Annotated in this window: 20 protein-coding genes and 2 tRNA genes; 7 read left to right on the top strand and 15 right to left on the bottom strand. The window is 51.2% G+C overall.

What is annotated here, in order from left to right:
- Positions 1 to 222 precede the first annotated feature (222 nt).
- Positions 223 to 1,824: a ribonuclease J gene (locus REH51_RS17440; protein WP_009723421.1), complete on the top strand. Its 1,602-nt coding sequence runs from the start codon at positions 223 to 225 to the stop codon at positions 1,822 to 1,824.
- Positions 1,825 to 1,841: 17 nt separating this feature from the next.
- Here the strand turns inward: REH51_RS17440 and moaE are convergent, their stop codons facing one another.
- The 10 genes from moaE to REH51_RS17390 all read right to left on the bottom strand — a co-directional run bounded on the left by moaE (position 1,842) and on the right by REH51_RS17390 (position 9,688).
- Positions 1,842 to 2,318: a molybdopterin synthase catalytic subunit MoaE gene (gene moaE, locus REH51_RS17435; RefSeq protein WP_009723422.1), complete on the bottom strand. Its 477-nt coding sequence runs from the start codon at positions 2,316 to 2,318 to the stop codon at positions 1,842 to 1,844.
- Positions 2,319 to 2,322: 4 nt separating this feature from the next.
- Entirely contained in the window at positions 2,323 to 3,117 is a 795-nt protein-coding gene (moaC, locus tag REH51_RS17430; protein WP_498936452.1) for a cyclic pyranopterin monophosphate synthase MoaC, read from the bottom strand.
- A 37-nt stretch (positions 3,118 to 3,154) separates the two neighbouring features.
- A complete protein-coding gene (gene mobB / locus REH51_RS17425; RefSeq protein WP_009723424.1) occupies positions 3,155 to 3,730 on the bottom strand; it encodes a molybdopterin-guanine dinucleotide biosynthesis protein B in 576 nt (191 codons plus the stop codon).
- A 35-nt stretch (positions 3,731 to 3,765) separates the two neighbouring features.
- Positions 3,766 to 4,995 (bottom strand): uracil-xanthine permease family protein, encoded by a 1,230-nt coding sequence (locus tag REH51_RS17420; protein WP_039869106.1) that lies wholly within the window; start codon positions 4,993 to 4,995, stop codon positions 3,766 to 3,768.
- Between the two features lie 88 nt (positions 4,996 to 5,083).
- Positions 5,084 to 5,713, bottom strand: a complete 630-nt coding sequence (upp, locus tag REH51_RS17415) for a uracil phosphoribosyltransferase (RefSeq protein WP_009723426.1) — start codon at positions 5,711 to 5,713, stop codon at positions 5,084 to 5,086.
- Between the two features lie 97 nt (positions 5,714 to 5,810).
- Positions 5,811 to 6,494: a uracil-DNA glycosylase gene (gene ung, locus REH51_RS17410; protein WP_009723427.1), complete on the bottom strand. Its 684-nt coding sequence runs from the start codon at positions 6,492 to 6,494 to the stop codon at positions 5,811 to 5,813.
- A 1-nt stretch (position 6,495) separates the two neighbouring features.
- Complete coding sequence (gene gpt / locus REH51_RS17405; protein WP_009723428.1) at positions 6,496 to 6,975, bottom strand: xanthine phosphoribosyltransferase; 480 nt, start codon at positions 6,973 to 6,975, stop codon at positions 6,496 to 6,498.
- Between the two features lie 8 nt (positions 6,976 to 6,983).
- Complete coding sequence (locus REH51_RS17400; protein WP_009723429.1) at positions 6,984 to 7,529, bottom strand: adenine phosphoribosyltransferase; 546 nt, start codon at positions 7,527 to 7,529, stop codon at positions 6,984 to 6,986.
- A 34-nt stretch (positions 7,530 to 7,563) separates the two neighbouring features.
- Positions 7,564 to 8,862, bottom strand: a complete 1,299-nt coding sequence (locus REH51_RS17395) for an NCS2 family permease (RefSeq protein ID WP_498936449.1) — start codon at positions 8,860 to 8,862, stop codon at positions 7,564 to 7,566.
- Between the two features lie 199 nt (positions 8,863 to 9,061).
- Complete coding sequence (locus REH51_RS17390; RefSeq protein ID WP_039869192.1) at positions 9,062 to 9,688, bottom strand: riboflavin synthase; 627 nt, start codon at positions 9,686 to 9,688, stop codon at positions 9,062 to 9,064.
- A gap of 461 nt (positions 9,689 to 10,149) precedes the next feature.
- On the opposite strand from REH51_RS17390, the gene REH51_RS17385 reads away from it, so the two are divergent.
- The 4 genes from REH51_RS17385 to REH51_RS17370 all read left to right on the top strand — a co-directional run bounded on the left by REH51_RS17385 (position 10,150) and on the right by REH51_RS17370 (position 13,289).
- On the top strand, positions 10,150 to 11,193 hold the full coding sequence (locus REH51_RS17385) for a methionine ABC transporter ATP-binding protein (protein ID WP_009723432.1): 1,044 nt from the start codon (positions 10,150 to 10,152) through the stop codon (positions 11,191 to 11,193).
- Complete coding sequence (locus REH51_RS17380) at positions 11,174 to 11,827, top strand: methionine ABC transporter permease (protein WP_009723433.1); 654 nt, start codon at positions 11,174 to 11,176, stop codon at positions 11,825 to 11,827. Before REH51_RS17385 ends, REH51_RS17380 begins: the two co-directional genes overlap by 20 nt.
- Before the next feature lie 114 nt (positions 11,828 to 11,941).
- Positions 11,942 to 12,733 carry a MetQ/NlpA family ABC transporter substrate-binding protein gene (locus REH51_RS17375; RefSeq protein WP_009723434.1) on the top strand — a complete coding sequence of 264 codons (792 nt, stop codon included), beginning with the start codon at positions 11,942 to 11,944 and terminating at the stop codon, positions 12,731 to 12,733.
- Between the two features lie 79 nt (positions 12,734 to 12,812).
- On the top strand, positions 12,813 to 13,289 hold the full coding sequence (locus tag REH51_RS17370) for a free L-methionine (R)-S-oxide reductase MsrC (protein WP_009723435.1): 477 nt from the start codon (positions 12,813 to 12,815) through the stop codon (positions 13,287 to 13,289).
- Between the two features lie 41 nt (positions 13,290 to 13,330).
- On the opposite strand, the gene REH51_RS17365 is transcribed toward REH51_RS17370, so the two are convergent.
- A tRNA-Val gene (locus REH51_RS17365) sits at positions 13,331 to 13,407 on the bottom strand.
- A 40-nt stretch (positions 13,408 to 13,447) separates the two neighbouring features.
- Positions 13,448 to 13,524: transfer RNA gene (locus tag REH51_RS17360), tRNA-Val, on the bottom strand.
- A gap of 182 nt (positions 13,525 to 13,706) precedes the next feature.
- Here REH51_RS17360 and REH51_RS17355 point away from each other — a divergent pair.
- A complete protein-coding gene (locus REH51_RS17355) occupies positions 13,707 to 14,777 on the top strand; it encodes an endonuclease/exonuclease/phosphatase family protein (protein ID WP_009723436.1) in 1,071 nt (356 codons plus the stop codon).
- Positions 14,778 to 14,782: 5 nt separating this feature from the next.
- Here REH51_RS17355 and REH51_RS17350 read toward each other — a convergent pair whose 3' ends face one another.
- Positions 14,783 to 16,159 carry a class II fumarate hydratase gene (locus REH51_RS17350; RefSeq protein WP_498936447.1) on the bottom strand — a complete coding sequence of 459 codons (1,377 nt, stop codon included), beginning with the start codon at positions 16,157 to 16,159 and terminating at the stop codon, positions 14,783 to 14,785.
- Between the two features lie 351 nt (positions 16,160 to 16,510).
- Between REH51_RS17350 and REH51_RS17345 the strand changes: the two genes are divergently transcribed.
- The gene (locus REH51_RS17345; RefSeq protein ID WP_009723438.1) at positions 16,511 to 16,885 is read left to right on the top strand and encodes a phasin family protein; all 375 of its coding nucleotides are present in this window, start codon (positions 16,511 to 16,513) and stop codon (positions 16,883 to 16,885) included.
- A 77-nt stretch (positions 16,886 to 16,962) separates the two neighbouring features.
- On the opposite strand, the gene hda is transcribed toward REH51_RS17345, so the two are convergent.
- Both hda and REH51_RS17335 read right to left on the bottom strand, forming a co-directional pair.
- Positions 16,963 to 17,667 carry a DnaA regulatory inactivator Hda gene (gene hda, locus REH51_RS17340; protein ID WP_009723439.1) on the bottom strand — a complete coding sequence of 235 codons (705 nt, stop codon included), beginning with the start codon at positions 17,665 to 17,667 and terminating at the stop codon, positions 16,963 to 16,965.
- Positions 17,664 to 18,776 carry an AI-2E family transporter gene (locus REH51_RS17335; RefSeq protein ID WP_009723440.1) on the bottom strand — a complete coding sequence of 371 codons (1,113 nt, stop codon included), beginning with the start codon at positions 18,774 to 18,776 and terminating at the stop codon, positions 17,664 to 17,666. Before REH51_RS17335 ends, hda begins: the two co-directional genes overlap by 4 nt.
- Positions 18,777 to 18,860: the final 84 nt, after the last annotated feature.

Genomic DNA, 18,860 nt, shown 5'->3' with positions numbered 1-18,860 from the left:
GCAGGAAGGCTGTATATAGACGAAATAGTGTACCTTATGCACATCAAGGAAGCACCGCAGCCGAATGCCACGATGATTGTTACCCGCCCCTGCCTTCCCGTATAGTTAAGGTCTTACTTTTTAGGCTTTTCATTACTGATGCATCCACCACGCGTTCAACTTCGTCCCCGCCGTCGTCCACCCCTGCGCCTGCTGCCGCTAGGTGGGTGTGGTGAAATTGGAATGAACCTTACGCTGTATGGATACGACGATGAGTGGATCGCCGTCGACTGCGGCATGATGATTCGCCAGGATCTACCTAACTCCCCGCTGCAGGTGCCCAATACAGATACGTTAGCAGCGCTAAACATTATCCCCAAGGCGCTCTATATTACCCACGGCCATGAAGATCACATTGGAGCCGTGGCGTGGCTCTGGCCCAGATGGAACTGCCCTATTTTTGCTACGCCATTAGCCGCGGGATTGCTACGCCATAAGTTTGCAGAGCATCAGCTTAGTAGCGCCGCTATACACGTCGTGGAACCAGGCGATGCAATGGAGCTTGGCCCCTTCACGCTACGCTACCTTCAGGTTACCCATTCGATTCCTGAAAGCTGCTCCATTCTAATGCAGGCAGGCGACTATCGCGTGCTGCACACAGGGGACTGGAAACTAGACCCCACCCCACTCATTGGCTCTCCCATTGACGCTGCTCAATTTCGCGCGCTCGCGCCTATTGATTTAGTTGTAGGCGACTCCACTAACGCCCCGATGCCTGGTCATTCGGGTAGTGAAGGCGATGTTGCTAAAGCACTCGCCCACACCTTAAAACAGTGCACAGGCCGCGTGGTTGTGTCTTGTTTTGCCAGTAATCTCGCACGCGTGTTAGCTATTGGGCTTGCTGCACAACAGTGTGGCCGACGCGTCAGCCTCATGGGCCGCTCAATGGAGCGCATGGTGAGTGTGGCGAAAGGCCTGGGGTATCTAGACGAATTTCCGCCGCTAGTGCCGCCCCACGATTTAGGCTATCTGCCGCCAGAAGAGGTTGTGATTATTGCCACGGGTAGTCAAGGCGAACCACGCGCCGCGCTGCAGCGTTTAGCACAGCGGAGACATCCGTTTGTGGATTTGGAGCCAGGCGATAGCATTATTTTTTCTGCTAAAGCCATACCAGGCAACGAGCGGCCTATTGAACAGCTTAAAAAACGCTTAGCACAGCTTGGCGTGTCAATTTTCGATGAAATGAACCATCCAGAACTACACGCTACCGGACATCCTGCCGAAGATGAGCTAAGAAAGCTGTATCAGTGGGTTCGTCCGAAAACGCTGCTGCCGGTTCATGGGGAGGCGCGCCATCAAGCAGCCCATCAGAAAATTGCCGCCAGCCTCGGCATTAACGCCCCACTCGCTCCGGTAAATGGCGACATGTTAATGTTCGATAATCTAGGGTTACGCTGCGAAGCTCGCTATCCCCAACCGCCTTGCATCGTTAATCAGAACAGCGTCGTGCCTCACCCAGGGCTTGATACCGGCTCCCATTCATCGCGGCGCGGCAGTTTGTTCTTAGCACTTCCCGTTACGGCTACCGACACTGGCTGGTGCCGCATTGGCCGCTTGATGCTAGATGCCAGCGGCACCAGCCCACTCGACGAAGATAGTTTCAGCGAATGGCTGGATGACCAATTGGAAGAAATAGCATCAGAGACCTTGGCAGATTTGCGTCAAGCACTGCAGCCAAGGCTAATTCATTGGTTAGCCAACCACCTTCAGCACATGCCAGATGTGCATTTGCAGATAATGGCAACCGAAATGCCCACTTCAGAAGCGCTTGGCAGCGATTTTTAAGCCATTGGCGATATTGCCTACCAGCGCTCTGCAGCTTGCTGATCGGTGTGCCGCTCTTTTACCCAGTAAGCGCCCTGACGGGAGTGCTCTTTCTTCCAAAATGGCGCCTGAGTTTTTAAAAAATCCATAATAAAGTCACAGGCTTGGAAAGCATCACGGCGATGAGCACTGGCCACCAGAACCCGCACAATAGGGTCTCCCGGTGTCAAGTCACCAATGCGATGGATAATCTGTACGGCCTGTAACGCCCAACGCTGATAAGCCTGTTCACCAATCTGCGTTAATGTGCGCTCGGTCATTCCAGGGTAGTGCTCAAGAGTGAGTCCGATAACGTCGGGAGTTTCATTAAAGTCACGCACCAGCCCTGTGAAGGTGACAATAGCGCCAATATCGGTACGCTTGCGAAGCAAGCTCTCATAGCCATCATCCATCTTAAATGGTTCTTCTTGAACCCTAACGGCAATATCCATCTCAGTTTCTACTATATCAGCCATCTGATTACCCCCCCGTCACAGGAGGAAAGAAGGCCACTTCATCCTCATCGGTGAGACGCGCACTATCGTTTGCCATCACTTGGTTGATAGCACACAGCGTGCGCTGCTCTGACAGCACGTTAAAGCGTGCATCCCTAGCGCTTAATGCCGCTTTTACCCCAGCCACATCTCGGCTTGGCAGCTGATCAAGCCCAATGGACAGGTCACTTTCTTCCACGCGTTCACGCAGCTCAGCAAGAAACTTAACCCGAACGCAAGGGGATGCACATCGCTCTCCTAAGCTGACTTCTCCCGCAACGCCACCGCCAGTCACAATAGGTTCTGGCAAGCCTCGTTGGTAATCACCACGAACACCGCCCCGCTTGCTTTCCAACTGAACGGCTTCGATACGCATGTCTTTGTCCACCGCTTTACACATATCGTAAAGCGTCAGACAAGCCACTGACACGGCTGTCAGGGCCTCCATTTCCCCCCCTGTCTGGCCATTAAGACGGCACAGCGCGGAGACATGAACACAACCGTTAGCGTGATCAATATCGAAGTCCACGGAGACCTTTGAAAGCGCTAATGAATGGCACAACGGGATCAATTCATGCGTTCGCTTAGCCGCCTGAATACCCGCAATGCGAGCAGTTGCCAGTACATCACCTTTGGGCAACTCGCCATCACTTAGCAGTTGCAACGTTTTAGGCTGCATAACGATACGTCCAGACGCTACCGCCTCGCGGCGGGTCTCTCGCTTATCTCCGACATCAACCATATTGGCTTCGCCGTGTGTATTGAGGTGAGTTAGCTGCATATCGTTACCCTTGTAATCAAACCACGGTGTTATAAAGCTACAGATGTGTGGAAGCTGCTAATTTATTTAGCACAGCGTTGGGCTGAGCATTCATCCATTCCATTATCCACTCAGTGATCGCTTTGATATTATTCAGGTCCAGGTGCTTGGCTGTCGGGTGAATTGACTGGGGCGGCGGGCCACTTGACGCCACTGCTTGCACCCAATCGCCACTGACAATGGAATCGTCTCCAATACCCGCACGGTACAGGACTAGCTTAGGAATTGGCCACGCCTTAAAACCCTCCACAATGACCAAGTCTGGCGCCTGGGTGGTCATCAGTGACAAGAGATAAACCAAATCTGGCTCTTCTTGGTCAGGTGTCTCTTGCATCATGGCAAAACGCTCTCGGGATGCAATCAACATCGGTGCAGCGCCAGCTTGACGAAGTTTATAGCTATCTTTTCCTGGCTGATCGACATCAAAGCTATGGTGAGCATGCTTTATTACGCCCACCCTGAGCCCCGCTTCACGCAGACGAGGCAAAAGCTGTGCTAACAGGGTCGTCTTACCAGTACCGCTCCACGCGGCAATACCTAGCACAGGAAATGGACTATCAATGACCTCTTCCATTAACGACTCCCAATTATGAAGCGGTGGCTGAGTGGCTACTCGCCCTCTTTTTCAACAGGTAAGAGCCAGTTTAGCGCAATGCCAACCAATGCCGCCAAGCTCACGCCCTGGAGAGTGAACTGACCGCCACCAAACTGCATTCCACCTATTCCAAATACTAGAATTAATGAAACCACCACGAGATTGCGCGCCGCAGTTAATGATTGACCTGCACGCACCAGAGTATTCATACCCACCACCGCAATCGAACCAAACAGCAGGGTCATAATACCGCCCATCACAGGACCAGGAATAGTTTGCAGTAACGCGCCCAGCTTACCCACAAAGGCCAGGACAATCGCAATCACCGCGGCGATGATCATGTACATGGGGTTGAATGCCTTAGTCAGCGTCACTGCCCCCGTCACTTCTGAATAGGTGGTATTAGGGGGACCGCCAAACAGCGCAGCCGCTATTGTCGCCAACCCATCGCCTAGCAGGGTGCGATGAAGGCCTGGCTTCTCTAGATAGTTTTTGCGCGTAACTGAACCTATCGCCACCATGTCGCCGATATGCTCAACCGCAGGGGCAATCGCGACCGGAATCATGAATAAGATAGCCGCCCAGTGAAAACTCGGCGCGGTAAAGCTGGGCACTGATAGCCAAGCAGCGTCACGCACGGGGGTAAAATCGACAACGCCCATAACAAGCGCCAAACCATACCCCACTGCAATGCCACCCATAATCGGCACCAAGCGTAAAATTCCACGCCCGAAAACAGCCAATATAAGCGTCACCAGCAAGCTAGCCATGGAAAGGAAAATCGCTTGGCCATAACCAATGTTATCGCTTGTCTCTCCTGTCGCCATACTGACAGCGACTGGCGCCAACGCTAAACCAATCACCATGATGACCGGCCCGACCACGACAGGCGGCAACAGTCTGTGCAACCAAGCGGTGCCTTTAACACGTACTGCTTGAGAAATAGCAACGTACACCACCCCTGCCGCCATCAAGCCACCCAGCGTGGCCGATACACCGAAGCTTGCAATCGAGCCTTGAATAGGTGCAATGAACGCAAATGATGACGCCAAGAAAACCGGCACAGTCTGTTTGGTAATGCCGTGGAACACCAGCGTACCAATACCCGCCGTAAATAGTGCGACACTGGGATCTAGCCCAGTCAACAACGGTACTAATACCAGCGCACCAAAGGCTACGAATAGCATTTGTGCACCTGTCAGCAGCATTTTGGGCCAAGACTCATGACTTGCTGAATGTCTCATCTAAACGTTTCCAATGTTTTCGTTGTCGGTGGTTAGCCAAAAAAATGCCCCCAACGCGAAGCGTAAGGGGCATTGTCAGTCGGAGTGCTTAGCGCGTCCCGAAGATCTTATCGCCGGCATCTCCCAAACCAGGGACGATATAACCGTTCTCATCTAGCCGGTCATCAACGGATGCTGTGTAAATCTCAACATCTGGATACGCGTCCTGAACTCGCTTAATGCCCTCAGGGGCAGCTACCAGCACAATGACTTTCATATGTTCACAACCACGTTCACGTAACATATCTAGCGTCGCAACCATTGAGCCACCAGTCGCAAGCATAGGGTCGATAACTAGCGCCATGCGCTCTTCAATATCATTGGCGAACTTGGCGAAATAAGGCACTGGCTGAAGAGTCTCTTCATCACGATAAAGACCCACTACACTGACGCGTGCGCTTGGGATTAGGTCAGTTACGCCCTCTAGCATGCCTAAACCGGCTCGCAGAATTGGCACAACCGTTACTTTTTTTCCTTTTAAGCGACGCGTCGCGATAGGCTCGTTGTTCCAGCCTTGAATCTCATGATCCTCAAGCTCTAGACCTTTTGTTGCTTCATAGGTCAGAAGCTTAGCCACTTCACCTGCTAGCTCTCGGAAGCTCTTGGTGCTCAAATCAGCTTCGCGCAGCAGTCCCAGCTTATGTTGAACAAGCGGATGATTAATGGCGTAAACACTCATGGGACTTCCTCGCGGCATGGGATTCAGGATGGCGACCTAGGTCGCATCGACAAGCTTACAAAATTGCGCGCCATTCTACCCGCAACTGACCAGTAGGTTAAGAGGTTTCCGGCAATTGCCACTCAATCGGAGAGCGCCCATGCTCTGTTAAAAACTGATTGGCCCGGGAAAAGTGGTGATTACCAAAAAAACCTCGATGTGCAGAGAGTGGCGAAGGATGCGGGGATTCCAACACCAAATGGCGTGACTGATCAATCAGGACTTTTTTCTGGCGCGCATGACTGCCCCACAACAAGAAAACGCACGGCTCAGCATGCCGACTGACGGTATCAATCGCGCAATCAGTAAAGTGTTCCCACCCCTTACCACGGTGTGAAGCGGCATTACCCTGCTCAACCGTTAATGCGGTGTTAAGCAGCAGCACACCCTGTGTTGCCCACGATTCCAAAAAGCCGTGTCGCACAGGTGTAAACCCCACATCAGCAGCTAATTCTTTATAAATATTGACCAACGAGGGAGGCACTTGAATACCCGGCTGTACCGAGAAGCACAACCCGTGAGCTTGGTTTGGGCCGTGATAAGGGTCTTGCCCTAGAATAACGATTTTCACAGAGGCTAAAGGCGTCAGCTCAAAAGCGCGAAACCAATGTGATGAGTGCGGGTAGATAACTTTCTTGGCTGATTTTTCTTGGGCCAAAAATGTTTTCAGGGCTGACATATAGTCAGCCTGAAACTCTTGCCCAAGCCATTGATTCCAATCGTCGGGTAGCGGGTTAGCCATATTACTTCTTCAGTTGGTCCGCCAGCGGCTCAACATAAGCAATGCCCATATCCCAAGGGAATTGGATCCAACACTGCTGGGCCACTTCGGTAAGATATTGGTCAACCAGAGGGCGCCCTTCTGGTTTGGCATACATTGTCACAAAATGCGCCTTAGGCAGCATTTCACGAACGGCTCGGGCGGTTTTACCGGTATCCACCAAGTCATCTACCAGCAGCCAACCATCACCATCATGATCAACGCCCTTCATGATGTCTAAACCGCCTTGGTCCATATGATCATAGCTTTTGATACAAACGGTATCGATCAAGCGAATATTGAGCTCACGAGCGATAAGCGCCGCAGGTATTAATCCACCACGGGTAATCGCGACGATACCTTTGAAGTCTCGCTCAATTAGCTGATGACAAAGTTGACGCACATCGCGGTGCAGTTGATCCCAGGAAATGGTGAAGTGCTGATGATAGCGTTCGCTGCTCATAAAAGGCGTTACTCGTCTTCGGTGAATGAACATACCGCGAATACGCTATAACCAGCATCGCGAATTTTCTGGGAACCGCCTAGCTCAGGCAAGTCAATAATGGTTGCAGTTTCTACCACGTGCCCACCGGAGCGTTGAATCAGATTCGCAGCTGCCAGCATGGTGCCGCCGGTGGCAATCAAATCGTCCATCAGCAGGATACGATCATTTTTCTGGAAAGCATCAGAATGAAGCTCAACTTCGGAATGACCGTACTCAAGCGTATAGGTCTCACTGATTGTCTTGAACGGCAGCTTGCCTTTTTTGCGAACAGGAACAAAGCTGCAGCCTAACTCGTAGGCCAACGGTGCACCAATAATGAAGCCACGGGCGTCGATAGCCGCGATGGCATCTAAGTTCATTTCCTGGTAGCGGTGCACAAAGCTATCAATCAGCTTACGAAAGGCAGCACTATTTTGCAGTAGCGGCGTGATATCACGAAAATTTACGCCCTGATCTGGCCAGTCAGGAACCGTGCGAATAACGGACTTAATGTAGTCGCCGTAGATGCTCATCGCGTCTCTCATTGATTAAGAATAAAGCGGGTAATTAACCCAGGAAAAGAAACTTTGCTGCAAATAGCAGTGCCAGCGTTATGACGGCAGGGTTCAAATCGCTGAACCTCCCCGAGAGCGCCTTGATTGCCACATAGCTAATAAAGCCAAGCGCAATCCCCTCAGCAATTGAGAAAGTCAGCGGCATAGCCAGTGCTGCGATCAGTACAGGCGCAGCGTCGGTAGGGTCTTCCCAATTTGCGTGGGCTAAGCTGCCCGCCATCAAAACGGCCACGTAAAGCAGCGCCCCTGCCGTCGCGTAAGCAGGAATGGACCCTGCTAACGGCGCAAAGAAAAGACTAATCAAAAACAGCAAACCGACCACAACAGCCGTCAAACCGGTACGACCACCGGAAGCGATACCTGCGGTTGATTCGATATAGCTAGTCGTTGTCGAGGTACCCAATGCAGCCCCTGCCATAGAGGCGGGGCTATCTGCCATCATGGCGCGGCCAATACGCGGCAGTTTGCCATTTTCATCCAGCAGTTTGCCACGATGCGCCACACCTACCAACGTGCCTGAGGTATCAAACAGATCTACAAACAAGAAGGCAAAAATAACACTTAGCATCGCTACATCCAGCGCACCCATCAGATCCATTGCCATGAAGGTGGGAGCAATCGAAGGCGGCATCGACATAATACCGCCATACTGATTATGACCGAACAGCATCGCCAGGACCGTGACACCCAAAATGCCGATCATTACCGCACCGGTTACGCGTAGGTAAGAAAGTGCTGTAATAACGAAAAAGCCCAGCAGCGCATACAGCGCAGGGGGTTCAGACAGATCACCCAGCGCCACATAAGTGGCTGGATTGGCCACTACAATACCGGCATTTTTAAGTGCAATCATCGCAAGGAACAAGCCAATACCCGCGGCAATGCCCAAACGCAATGAAAGTGGAATAGAATTGATGATCCATTCGCGGATTTTAAAAATACTTAGCAGAAAAAACGCAAAGCCCGAGAAGAATACAGCCCCTAATGCCGCTTCCCAGGTATAGCCCATTCCCAGTACAACACCATAGGTAAAGAAGGCATTCAGCCCCATACCAGGTGCTTGCGCGATCGGATAGTTTGCCCAAAGCCCCATGACAAAACAGCCGATGGCAGCCGCGACACAGGTAGCAACAAATACCGCGCCGTAATCCATCCCCGCTTCCGAGAGAATGCTCGGGTTGACGAAAATGATATAAGCCATTGTAAGGAAGGTGGTGAATCCCGCGATCACCTCGGTCTTTACATTGGTCTTCTGCTCGGTGAGCTTGAAGTAATTGTCCAGAAGTTTCATGTCGTTTTTATCCTTCGCGCTTACGCTGAATGCGTCCCTTGATGCGAGAAAAGCCGCACATACTACCTAAAGGCTCTACGCGTTGCGAGTGCCCCGTGTGCCGCTAGCGTTGGTGGGAAGTCACCCACCTATCTATTATGAATAGCAAACTTCAGGCCATGAGCTAACCGATCGGTCAACGGTAAGACAAAAAACACGATTAAAGACGACTCGCTAACACGCGTTCAACTGTTTCAACAATCACCTGAGTTTGTGGATCAATCTCGATATTGACTCTGTCGCCTAGCAACCGATCTTTTAAAACCGTGCGCGCCAACGTCTCCGGTATCAGATTGACACTGAACTCAACCCCAGCACCATCGCCCGCGGGTCTTACGTCACCTACCGTCAAGCTAATACCATCAACACCAATGTATCCCTTCTCGAATACAAACTTAGCGACTTTCTCAGGCAGTGAAAACCAAAGCCGACGATTGTTAGGTGCCTCTTCTATCGCCACCACATTGGCCATACAAATAATGTGGCCAGACATGGAGTGCCCACCAATTTCATCACCAAAACGCGCCGCGCGCTCTATGTTGACGCACTGACCTGGTGCAATTGCACCAAGATTTGTCAAACGCAACGTTTCACGCATTAGATCAAAACTGACATTCCCATCTTCTATCGCGGTTACCGTTAGGCAAACACCGTTATGGGCTACCGACGCGCCAATGGTGAGCCCTTCGCGCAACGCTTCCGGCAATGCGACTACGTGGGTGCGAAACTCTTCTAGTTCTTTAACAGCGACGACTTCAGCCACGCCTTGCACGATGCCTGTAAACATATTGCTACGTCCTCTTTCTCCACGCATTAAAGATAAAATAGGTTCTAAAATTTTGTGCAAGCTTACTACTAATGCCCAGACCTTGTGCAGCCAGAAGTCTTGATACAAACGTTGAAACGGTTTTTTTTCTGATAACAAGCAGTTGAATCGACACTCATTAGAATTAATCACTAACAGAGATCATTGAATCAGGAAATAACCCTAAATGATTGCATAAAAACATCAAATAGAACGGTTCTAATTGACAAGGCACCCACCACTCTTTAGACTTTCGCCGCAAATGTAATGACGCCGATTTGTACCCAGATTGCGGGCGTCCACCAAGCCAATGGCCTGGTGAAGTGCAGCTAAAAGGGTGTGTCCAGCGTTGATGGCCACCCGCAAGGGTGGCCTTTTTTTATTTCCCGCCCTACGCTTGCCCCCTCGCACTCCGTCTTCGCCCTACCATTAAGGCAGACGCTATGATTGAAATTAGCAACGTTAGTAAAACCTATGGCACCGGCAATAGTGCCGTTCATGCCCTAAAAGACGTTAATTTAACGATTCCGAAAGGCACTATTCACGGCGTTATTGGCCTTTCGGGCGCAGGCAAATCGACCCTTATCCGTTGCGTCAACCTGCTTGAACGACCAAGCACTGGCAGCGTATCAGTCGATGGCCAGGAAATGACCCGTCTTAGTCGCGGCGAATTAAACCGCGCCCGGCACCGTATTGGAATGATTTTCCAGCATTTCAATCTGCTAACCACACGCACAGTATTTGATAATGTGGCACTCCCCCTTGAGCTAATGGGCGAAAGTCGCAGCGCTATAAAGAATCGCGTATTACCGCTGCTAGAGCTGGTCGGCTTGTCTGATAAAGCCAAACAATACCCAGCCCAGCTTTCTGGCGGTCAAAAGCAGCGTGTCGCCATCGCCCGCGCACTAGCCAGCAAACCTAACGTATTGTTGTGCGATGAAGCCACTTCAGCACTAGACCCCCAGACCACCAGCTCCATCCTTGAGCTGTTGAGAGAAATTAATCAGCAGCTTGGTATCACCATCTTGTTGATCACTCACGAAATGGAGGTGGTGAAATCTATTTGCCACCGCGTAAGCCTCATTTCCGATGGCGAGCTTGTTGAAGACGCTGAGGTCGGTGATTTTTTTACTGCGCCTAGCACGCAGCTGGGCAGGGAATTTCTGAATGACTTTTTACAGCTAAGCCCACCTAAAGAGCTGATCGAGCGTTTGAGCGACACGCCCAGCGAGCACACTCACCCCGTTGTTCGATTAACCTTCTCTGGCGACGCCGTTTCGACCCCCCTTATTTCACGCTTAGCGCGGGAGTGCAGCGTTGACGTCAGCATACTCCAAGCAAAGGTCGAATCCATTCAAGACCGCACGCTAGGGCTAATGATTGCTGAGCTGCTCGGCAGCCCCGCACAAACTCAGGAAGCAATGGCTTATCTAGAAGCACATCAACTACAGGTAGAGGTACTTGGTCATGTCCAGCGCAATGTTTGATCTTATTTTACAAGCCACGCTGGATACGCTTTATATGGTGGCTGTTTCAGGTGTGATCGCCACCCTACTTGGCCTGCCACTTGGCGTAATGCTTTACGTGACTCGCCCCCGCCAGATTCTAGCGATGCCGGCACTTAACCAAGTGCTCGGCATTGTTACCAATATTGGCCGCTCAATCCCGTTTATCATTTTGATGGTGGCGATCATTCCGTTCACGCGCATGCTGGTAGGCACCTCTATTGGCATTAATGCAGCCTCGGTGCCGTTAACTATTGCCGCTATTCCATTTGTGGCTCGCCTGATTGAAGGCGCGCTTAACGAGATATCCCCTGGGCTGATTGAATCCGCCCAATCAATGGGTGCAACCCCCTGGCAAGTCATTACCAAGGTACTGATCCCTGAAGCAAGGGGCGGCATCATCACAGGGCTGACGATTACGCTAGTGACACTAGTAAGCTACTCCGCCATGGCAGGGGCCGTAGGTGGCGGTGGTCTTGGTGATTTGGGAATTCGCTATGGTTATAACCGCTTCAACCCCACCATTATGTTGATTACGGTGGTTATTCTGGTAGTGATGGTTCAAGGTTTCCAAAGCCTGGGCGACTACTTGGTGCGTAAAAGCGACCGCAAGTAATGATAGTCTGCGCCTTTTATCGGCATAGCTGAATATAACTAAAACGCATTAGAATTCTGTTTCTTATTGCCGTATAATCACATCCAACATCTACTGTGCCACAGGAGTGACACCATGCAAAAACTACTTATCGGCAGCCTGACTGCCTTAGCACTCGCGGTTAACGTTGCCAACGCAGAAACACGCACCATCAAAATGGGCACTGTGGCGGGTCCGGAAACCGAAGTCATGGAAGTGGCAGCTCGAATTGCCAAAGAAGAGTACGATCTAAACGTCGAGATCATTGAGTTCACCGACTACGTCACGCCGAACGCCGCCCTCGCCGATGGCAGCTTAGACGCTAACGCTTACCAGCACGAGCCCTACCTACAGGCTATGGTCAATGACCGTGGATACGATCTTGCCATCGCGGGCTACACCTTTGTTTACCCGATCGGCGCATACTCTGAGAAATACGACAGCATCGAAGAGCTACCCGATGGCGCTCAAATCGCGCTGCCTAACGACCCGTCTAATGAAGGACGTGCACTCATCCTGATGCACAACCAGGGCCTGATCACACTTAATGATCCGAGCAACCTGGAAGCCACCCCCATCGACATCGCTGAAAATCCGCGCAACTTCCGCTTCCGGGAAATTGAAGCAGCACAGCTACCCCGCGTGCTACCAGACGTGGATATGGCGTTCATTAACAATACATTCGCCCAGCCGGCTGGCTTGAGCCTGAATGACGCGCTAATCAAGGAAGGTCCTGAATCTCCCTACGTCAACTTGATTGCGGTACGTGGTGGCGATGAAGAGCGCGAAGAAATCCGTCAACTTGTTGACGCTTACCAGCGCGATGAAGTTATCGAAAAAGCGGAAGAATTGTTTAAGGGCGCAGCTGTGCCCGGCTGGATCGAATAAACAGTACGGTTTTCTCTATCGATGTAATCAGGCCAGCCTTAGGGCTGGCCTGATGTGTTTAACTCCATGAGGAATTCGTATGCATAGCGTTGATTATGCGCTGCTTAACCGGCAGCTTGAAGCCCTGCTAGACACCCGTGACTGGCTAACTAACAGCGCACAAACCTGCGCCTTTATTCAGCAAGCACTGAGCGACGTAAACTGGGTGGGGTTCTATTTGCAGCGCCAACCCAACCAGCTTTGCCTTGGTCCTTTTCAGGGCAAACCTGCCTGCCACCCAATCCCCTTTAGTAAAGGCGTTTGCGGTGCTGCGGCTCGCCAACAAGCTACCCAACGGGTTGATGACGTTCACACTATTGCTGACCATATCGCCTGCGATGCTGACTCTCGCTCAGAGCTCGTTGCCCCCGTGGTGATCAACGGCCACCTCTGGGGAGTGCTCGACTTAGATAGCCCGCAGCATGCACGCTTTAGCCAAGAAGATCAGGCTGGCATTGAGGCACTCGTCGCAACATTCATTCGCCAAACAGACCTACCGCGCTTTCTCGACCAGTAACAGAAAAAGCCCCATGCTTAGCATGGGGCTTTTCAGATATTTGGTAGGACCAGGCGGATTTGAACCGCCGACCTCCACGATGTCAACGTGGCGCTCTAACCAACTGAGCTATGGTCCTAAATATTGACACAAAGGTAACTAGCTGCACACGAGCGAGATGGTAGGACCAGGCGGATTTGAACCGCCGACCTCCACGATGTCAACGTGGCGCTCTAACCAACTGAGCTATGGTCCTGCTGTGCAACGGATGCGTATTCTACGGCTTTATAGCTGAATTGCAAGTAGTTTTTAGCTCTTTGAAATAGAGCAAATGAACTAACTCACCTCAATTGCAAAGTGAGATCGACACTTATCTCCCCTTGCCGCTAAGCTAATCACAGACTAACAACTATCTACGGTTAGACCAGGAGGTAAACCTTGCTTGGGCCTTTGCTAGGATGCATCGCCATCTCACTGTTACTCGCCACACTGATTGCCCGCGTACCTATGCGCTGGTGGTGGGTGCGAAGTTTTGAATTTCCCCGACTGCAAGTTGCCGTCTTGGCTTTAGCGTGTGGCTTAGCAAGCCTGTGGCTATTAGACCCAGGGCAGTGGCGCGTTACCGCGATACTTGTTTCATTCGCCACGCTAGCGCTTCAATTACGCTACATCTTGCCATGGACAAGGCTCTGGCCTGTGCAGGTAAAAAACGCACATAACGCGCCTGAAGACCAGATGATTACGCTGTTAATCGCCAACGTATTGACACCAAACCGTCAGTCAAAAGAATTACTGGAGATGATAACGCATCACCAGCCCGATATGATTCTCACGCTAGAATCCGATCAATGGTGGCAAGATCAGCTTGACCCAGCTTTAGACGAACAGTGGCCACATAGCGTTAAGATCCCACTAGATAACCTTTATGGCATGCACCTTTATTCTCGCCTAGCGCTGAAAAACACTGAGGTTAAGTGGCTTATCCAGGACGATATACCTTCGATTCACACCCAGGTAGAACTTAAAAGCGGTCAGCACATTCGCTTATTTGCCGTCCATCCAAGACCGCCTGCACCCAGTGAAAGCGAAAAATCTCTATGGCGTGACGCAGAACTGTTATGGATTGGAAAAGAAATTCACCGAAACCCCAAGGCCACTCTCGTTGCCGGAGATCTGAATGATGTCGCTTGGTCACGCACAACACGACGTTTTTGTCGCATAGGGGGGATGCTCGACCCACGTCGCGGACGCGGCATGTTCAGTACCTTCCATGCCAACTACCCCCTGCTACGCTGGCCTCTCGACCACGCGTTTGTAAGCGAGCATTTCACCCTCGTAAACATGCAGCGCCTTGGGGCGTTCGGATCTGACCACTTTCCTATATTGGCAACTTTCTGCTATCGGCCCTCACGCCAAGATGAACACGAAACACCCGATGCCAGTACAGAAGAGCGGCAAGAAGCGAACGAAACCATTCAAAAAGGCAAAACGGAAAAGCAAGAAACCTAAAGAGGCTACTCCGGTATGCCTCCTTTCGTGAGTACAGTGGGATCTAGTAAGCGTTCAAGCGTTGCGCGATCCAGATCGGTTTCTTCTTCCGCGACGTCGATAATTGGTCGCCCAGCTTGATAGGCTTTTTTAGCCACTGCGGCAGCAGCGTTATAGCCAATCACACCATTAAGGGCAGTCACTAAGATAGGGTTGCGAGCAAGCGGTCCCTGTAAATTATCGTCTCGTACTTTAAAGGTGGCGATAGCGCGCTCACCCAGCAAGGTGGTTGTGTTACTCATCAATGTAATAGACGTGAGAAGATTCGAAGCCACCAACGGCAGCATCACGTTGAGCTGGAAGTTACCACTCTGCCCAGCCACCGTCACCGCAGCATCCAGGCCGATGACTGGCGCGGCCGCTTGGGCGGCCGACTCAGGAATCACTGGATTTACCTTACCCGGCATAATGGAACTACCTGGCTGTAGTGCCTCAAGCTCAATCTCGCCCAACCCTGCCAGCGGCCCTGAGTTCATCCAACGCAAATCGTTAGCGATTTTCATGACGACACATGCAAGTCCCTTCAACTGACCCGATAACTCTACGGCAGCATCCTGGGATGCCAAACTGGCAAAAAAGCTATCATTAGGCACAAAAAGGAGTCCGGTTTGCTGACTTAAGTCGCTAGCCATTAGCTCGGCAAAACCGTCGGGCGCGTTAATACCAGTGCCCACCGCCGTGCCGCCTTGCGCTAATCGGCACAGTCGGGTCATAGCGCTGTCAAAACGCTCGATGGCCTGCCCCACCTGGCTTGACCACGCTCCTAGTTCTTGATCCATGCGCAGTGGCATGGCATCCATCAGGTGGGTGCGACCTGTTTTGACCACGTGAGCCAACTCACTGGCCCTTCGATCAATCGTAGCCTGCAGCGTCACCAATGCGGGACGAAGCGTTTCATTAACGGCTATCGCTGCCGAAAGGGGAATGGCCGTAGGAATAACATCGTTACTCGACTGCCCCATATTGACGTGGTCGTTTGGCGATACTTCAACCCCTTCACGACTCGCAAGCGTCGCCAACACTTCATTGACGTTCATATTTGTCGACGTGCCAGACCCTGTCTGGAAGACATCGATCGGAAAATGCGCATCATGGTGGCCATTAATCACTGCCTGGGCCGCATTTTCAATCGCCTCTGCACGGGGCTTATCTAGCAAACCTAACTGGCAGTTACTTCGCGCAGCGGCAAGCTTTATCCGCGCGACAGCATGAATAAATGCCGTGGGCATTGGTGTATGCGAGACAGGAAAGTTGTTGATAGCCCGTTGGGTTTGAGCGCCATAAAGCGCATTTGCAGGCACATCGAGCTCACCCATGCTATCCCGTTCAATACGTGTATCCATCCTTGCACTCCTTTTTTAAAGACGACTTAGCTAACGTCGCTCACATCACTAACATCACATTTCCCAATGATTATTTTAGTGATAACGGTTATCTATACGCTTAAGCCTAGCCCTAGCGGCGCGTTAGGTAAATTCGAGTGCATCATCGACTCACACAGCTACATCCACACGATCTTTAAATTCACTCCACAGAAATGTTGCACTGCACAAAACCCCCTGTTATGCTGCAACGCAAGATAACTAGATATCAGCTGCGGTGGGTGCTTAACAAAACCGTTGCTGATCAACCAACACTAACGGCACCGTCAATCAATGGGCCGATTAGTGGGCAATGGAACAGGAGTGTTTACCATGCAAACATTTAACACCAACGAAATGACCCAGCAGTTCGACAACATGTTCATGGCACCTGTGCGTGCATACATGACGCTAAGCATCGATTACTCTGAAAAAATGCTTAACGCACAGCTTGATGCCAACAAATCTTACGTTGATACCGGCATCGCCCAAATGCGTCAGCTGATGAGCGTGAAAGACGCTAACGGCCTGCGTAGCTACATGGAAGGCCAGCAGAAAGTTGCTAAAGAACTGGCTGAGCGCGTAAAAGGCGATGCGGATAAAGCCGTTGCTCTTCAGCAGGACTTCTTGCAGAAAGGCCAAAAACTGACAGAAGATAATGTAAAGCAAGCACAAGCTGCTGCTAGCAAAATGAGCAAAACTGCTTAATCTGTTGCAGTTATTGACTTGCTGTCATTAAAAAGCCCCTGCCAGTGATCTGGCAGGGGCTTTTTGTCAATTGCGCTTTACCAATTGAGAGCGGACTTGACGAAAGGAATGGTCAATTTCCGCTTAGCGGATAATGACGCTTGATCTAGCGTCTCGAGTGCACGACACAAATCCCCCAACTCCCGCGGCCCACGGTGCATAATATAGCGCCCTACGTCATCGGGCAGCTGCATTCCTCGTACGTTGGCGCGAAGCTTTAGCGCCGCTAGGCGTTCGTTATCATCCAATGGATGCAGATGAAACGTAACTCCCCAGGTCAATCGTGATGCCAAGTCAGGCAATGCAACATCTAACTGGCGTGGAGACGTATTGGCGGCAATCACTAAGGCTTTGCCTGCATCACGCAGCCGATTAAAGGCGTGAAACAGCGCCTCTTCCCAACGCTTACGCCCTATCACATATTCAAGATCATCAATGGCGACCAGATCCAGGCGTTCAATGTCCTCCAGCATCAGCGGTGGAAAATGACCAAGGTCTGCCAGCGGAAGATAAAGTGCCCGCTTGTCTGCATCAGAGGCTGCATGACACGCTGCCTGTAAGAGATGACTACGACCACTCCCCGGCGCGCCCCATAAATATAAGAACGGCTCAGCATCAGACTTAAGCTGTCGGCTCAAGTACTCTATTAGTGAAGCGTTTGCTTGTGAGGCATAGTAATTATTAAATGTCGCGTCGTCTCGCAACCCTACCCCAAGCGGTAGCTGTGCCGGTAATCGGCTCATGGTGACTCCCTTTCATCGTGACGACCCTGTCCATCATTGTGATGTTGCTGTTCTAGCGGACGTTGCTCGGCATCATAGAGAGCACTGCCTTTATAACGATCTTTAATTTCCCTTAAAAGCACCATAATGACCGCTGCTGCAGGCAATGCTAATAGTACCCCCGTCAGGCCGAAAAGATGACCACCCGCCAGTACCGCAAAGATAACCGCAACAGGATGCAAACCAATCTTATCGCCTAACAGCTTAGGCTGAAGTATGACACTTTCTGCCGCTTGACCGATACTGAATACCGCGATCACACCCAGCACAGCCCACCACGTGTCAAATTGGAAAAGCGCAACGATGAGCGCCACCACTAACCCAACGATAAAGCCAAGAAACGGCACAATACTGACAAGCCCGGACACAACACCAATCAGTAAACCAAAGCTCAATCCCATCAACGTTAGGCCCGTCGCATAGATAATACCCAAACACAGCATGACCAGTAGCTGCCCACGTAGGAAAGCTGACAGAACCTCATCACAGCGTCGAGCCAACCGGGAAACATCGTTTGTCCACTGACGAGGAACCAAATCAGCAAGACTAGAAATCAGCCTGTCCCAATCAAGTAATAAATAGAACGTCACCACTGGAATCAGGGCAACGTAGGTAACCCAGGAAACAAAGGCCATCCCAGAACGGCCAATTTGACTTAATGCCTGAGCCGCATAGCTACCCGCATCACGCCAGTTTTCGATCAATGTTTCTCTAACATTCGTTAACTCTGCGCCTAAGTCGTAACCCGTCCACTCCTGCACTTGCGGCGCCAGTATGTTCTCAACCCAGTTGAATACACTCGGCAACGCCTCTCCCAGCTGTTTTGTCTGCTGAACAACCAGCGGAATCAAAATAAGCAGGCTTAAAGTAAGTATCAGCAGCAGAACTAAGAAGACACAGCTAACCGCCCAGGTTCTCTTCATGCCTAATCGCTGAAAATAATTGGTCAACGGATCAGCCAGGTAGGCCAAAATTAAACCAGCGATAAATGGCATCAGTACTGCATCTAACAAATAGACGCAGCCCACCAACACCACCAAAAACACAACGCCCCACCATGAATGTCGCATGCTCTTTATATCCCTCCTGGAAAGATGGTTAGCGCCCCTAGCGTACTGAATAGTAACAAAAGTAGCGTAATGAACATCGGTTAA

Source organism: Halomonas bluephagenesis, assembly GCF_054790765.1.
The sequence above is the reverse complement of the archived record's forward strand: the minus strand, read 5'-3'. Positions and strand labels throughout refer to the sequence as shown.